The organism is Mycobacterium sp. 1245852.3 (assembly GCF_001669335.1).
Lineage (GTDB): Bacteria > Actinomycetota > Actinomycetes > Mycobacteriales > Mycobacteriaceae > Mycobacterium > Mycobacterium europaeum_A.
Map to the genome: position 1 here is coordinate 1 of NZ_LZLL01000111.1, position 3,203 is coordinate 3,203.

The following is a 3,203-nucleotide window of genomic DNA, read 5'->3' on the forward strand; positions in this document are numbered from 1 at the left end:
GTCGCACGGCGGCAAGGAGTTCGGGCGCGATCACTACCCGGCGATGGTCAGCATGCATGCCCTGCTGCTGATTTCGTGCGTCGTCGAAACCTGGAGCCTGAGCCGGCCGTTCATCTGGTGGCTGGGCTGGCCGATGCTGGCCGTCGTCGCGTTCAGCACGGCCGTCCGCTGGCGCTGCGTCAGCGTGCTCGGCAAGCGTTGGAATCCGAGGCTGATCGTCATCGGTGATGCGCCGTTGGTTTCCGTCGGGCCGTACCGCTGGATGCGTCACCCCAACTACGCCGCGGTCGCCGCCGAGGTGGCCGCGCTGCCGCTGGTGCATTCGGCGTGGCTGACCGCGATCGTGTTCAGCGCGGCCAACGCCGCGGTGCTGCGCGTGCGCATCCGCGCGGAGAACGCCGCGCTGGGCTATATCTGATCACGGGCCTGATCATGGCGCGATGGGCCGATTGGTCCACTGGCGGTCGGGGCGGCGCGCCGAGCGGAACCATCCGCCGGCCACGCCGGTGCCGCCGTCGGTGGGGATGGTGTGGCCGGTGACGAACGCCGCCAGGTCCGAGGCCAGGAACAGGATCGCCCGGGCCTGATCCTCGGGCTGGCCCATCCGCCCGACCGGCACCCACTGTGGCCACTGCGCCTGCTCCTCGGCCGTAAGCCATTGCGAATACGGCACTTGTAGGGACTCGGTGACGTCGGGGGCGATCGCGTTGACCCGCACCCCGTCGTTGCCGACCTGGACGGCCAGGCTGCGGGTGAATGCGATGACGGCGGCCTTGAAAGCGGCATAAACCGGATCCTCGGGATAGCCGCGCAGCCCCTCGACCGACGAGACGTTCACGATCGCACCCGTGTGCCGCTCAACCATGGCCGGCAGGAACGCGTGGCTGACCAGGAACACGTGGTGCAGGTTGATCCGGTAGAGGTCATCCCACAGCTGCGGGTCGGTGCCGGCGAAGCTGCCGGGGTGCCGCAGCCAGTGCCCCACGTTGTTGACCAGCACATCGACCCGGCCGAACCGATCGTGGACCGCCCGGGCCAAGCGAGTTACCTGATCGGGATCACGAACGTCGGTGCCGACCGCCAGGGCCGAGCCGCCGGATTCGCTGATCGAGGCGGCCGTCGCGCCGGCCAGGTCGGCGTCGATGTCGGCGATGATCACCTGCGCACCGTTTGCGGCGAACAGTCGCGAGGTCGCCGCGCCGATACCTCCCGCGCCGCCCGTAACGACCGCGACCCGGTCGGCCAGCAACGGCTCGGGGAGCTTCGCGTGTGTCATCGGTCATATCTTCGGCCATGCGATGGGCCGGGCAACAGCCGGTCCGGCCGGATCGAGCCCGCGCGAGAACCGCGCAAGAGTTAGCGCAGTGGTACCCATCTCCTGGCACAGCAAACGTGACGTACCCGACAATTGTCGTCTGTTCTTCTGCAATTAATCTGGCGCGGCGGCGGGTACCCGCCCTCCACTTAGGAGGTTGAAACCCAATGGTGAGTACAACCGAGCCGGCCCACATACTGCCGAGCGTGGCGATCACGCGGCGCGTGCATCACCGCCACAGCCCGCAGTCGGTCGCAGTAGGGCTCGCCAGCCGCCTGATCATCAAGAACACCGTTCGCGCGTGGGCCATGACGCCCAACCTGCGCTGGCCGTTCGAGTACGTCGACGGCGTCGCGGGGCTGGTCCCGCGCATCGGGTCCGGCGCAAAGATCGACTCGGTTCGGCTGGACAACTGCGCCGCCGAATGGGTTCGCGCGCCCGGCGTATCGGGGGAGCGGGCGATCCTGTATTTGCACGGGGGCGCCTTCCTCACCTGCGGCCTCAACACGCATCGCTCGATGGTGGCCCGCCTGTCGAAGGCGGCCGATGCCGCCGTGTTGACCGTCGCCTACCGGAAGCTGCCCACCCACCAGATCACCGATGCCATCGACGACGGGATCAGCGGCCTGCGCTGGCTGCAGGATCGCGGCTTCGATGGCGACCAGATCGTGGTGGCCGGCGACTCGGCCGGCGGCTACCTGGCGTTCATGACCACCCTGCTGGCGATCAGTGACGACATCATGGAGCCGGCCGGCGTGGCGACCATCTCGCCGTTCACCGACGCGGACCCGGTGCGCAAGCTCAAGCACCGTAACGCGCGCAAGTGCTCGATGTTCACCCGCCGGGCGTTCTCGATGTTCGCTCAATACCTCAGCAAGGCACAGGTTTTGGAAGGCCGGGGTGACAACACCGTCGCGTCGCCGGTGGACGCCGACCTGTCCTCGATGCCGCCGGTCACCATTCACGCCAGCTCGGACGAGTTGTTGCTCGCCGACGCCGAATTGATGGCGAAACGCCTGGAAGCCAGCGGAATCCACTGCGATCTGCACCTGTGGGATGGACAGATTCACGACTTCCCGATAGCGGCCGACGTCTTGCCCGAGGGCCGGCGGGCCCTCAAGTACATCGGCGATTTCGTCAAGGACGTCACCGCCGCCCGCACCAAGATTCCCAGCGTGCGCAGCCTGCGCAACGCCGCGGTAGCGGGTTGAAGGCTACGAAAGTAATTGCGCCGCAAGCCGGTTCGTCCGTCGTCTGCGATCTCTCGCTGCGGTGGGTCCGCAGGGTCGCGCTCGCCGGGAGCGGGTGCGAAACGGTGCCCGCCGGTGAACCCGGCGGATAAGCCCCGCCGCTGCCATTACAGTTGGTCTCGATGAGCCCACCAGCACCGCCCGCGCTGACCGTGCGGTACGAGGGAGCCGAGCGCACCTTCGCGCCGGGTAACGACGTCGTGATCGGGCGTGACCTGCGCGCGGACGTCCGCGTCGCCCACCCCCTGATCTCCCGCAACCACCTGATCGTGCGATACGAGCAGGGCCGCTGGATCGCCATCGACAACGGCAGCCTCAACGGCCTTTATGTGCACAACAGCCGCGTCCCGGTCGTCGACATCCAGGACGGCCTGCGGGTCAACGTCGGCAACCCGGACGGCCCGGCGCTGACCTTCGAGGTCGGCCGTCATCAGGGTTCGGCCGGGCGGCCGCCCCTGACCACGTCGATACCGATCGTCGGCAACCCCAGCGAACCGCTGGCGCGTGCTGCGCAGAGCCAGCAGCCGGCATCGGCCTCGTTCCGCCACCCCGTTCATCCGCCCACCGCCGCGCAGCCGCGATACCCGACCGGCGGCCTCCCGAGCGCGCCGCCCAGCGGATCCCAGCCCGCGCCGCAG

At 68.5% G+C, this 3,203-nt stretch carries 4 protein-coding genes; 3 read left to right on the forward strand and 1 reads right to left on the reverse strand.

The window, feature by feature from the left end; all coding sequences use genetic code 11:
• On the forward strand, window positions 1–418 hold a 418-nt coding region (locus tag A9W96_RS04900; RefSeq protein ID WP_067138209.1), incomplete at its 5' end, for an isoprenylcysteine carboxyl methyltransferase family protein.
• A gap of 12 nt (window positions 419–430) precedes the next feature.
• Here A9W96_RS04900 and A9W96_RS04905 read toward each other — a convergent pair.
• Window positions 431–1,276, reverse strand: coding sequence for an SDR family NAD(P)-dependent oxidoreductase (locus tag A9W96_RS04905; RefSeq protein WP_067138211.1), 846 nt, complete (start codon window positions 1,274–1,276; stop codon window positions 431–433).
• 206 nt (window positions 1,277–1,482) lie between these two features.
• Between A9W96_RS04905 and A9W96_RS04910 the strand changes: the two genes are divergently transcribed.
• Complete coding sequence (locus A9W96_RS04910) at window positions 1,483–2,526, forward strand: alpha/beta hydrolase (RefSeq protein WP_082972047.1); 1,044 nt, start codon at window positions 1,483–1,485, stop codon at window positions 2,524–2,526.
• A gap of 152 nt (window positions 2,527–2,678) precedes the next feature.
• The coding region (locus A9W96_RS04915) for an FHA domain-containing protein (RefSeq protein WP_197499401.1) at window positions 2,679–3,203 on the forward strand (525 nt) is incomplete at its 3' end.

What these genes read in the sequence shown, in the direction of transcription:
- A9W96_RS04905 (WP_067138211.1), bottom strand. Translation starts at nt 1,276, where the DNA reads ATGACACACGCGAAGCTCCCCGAGCCGTTGCTGGCCGACCGGGTCGCG.
- A9W96_RS04910 (WP_082972047.1), top strand. Translation starts at nt 1,483, where the DNA reads ATGGTGAGTACAACCGAGCCGGCCCACATACTGCCGAGCGTGGCGATC.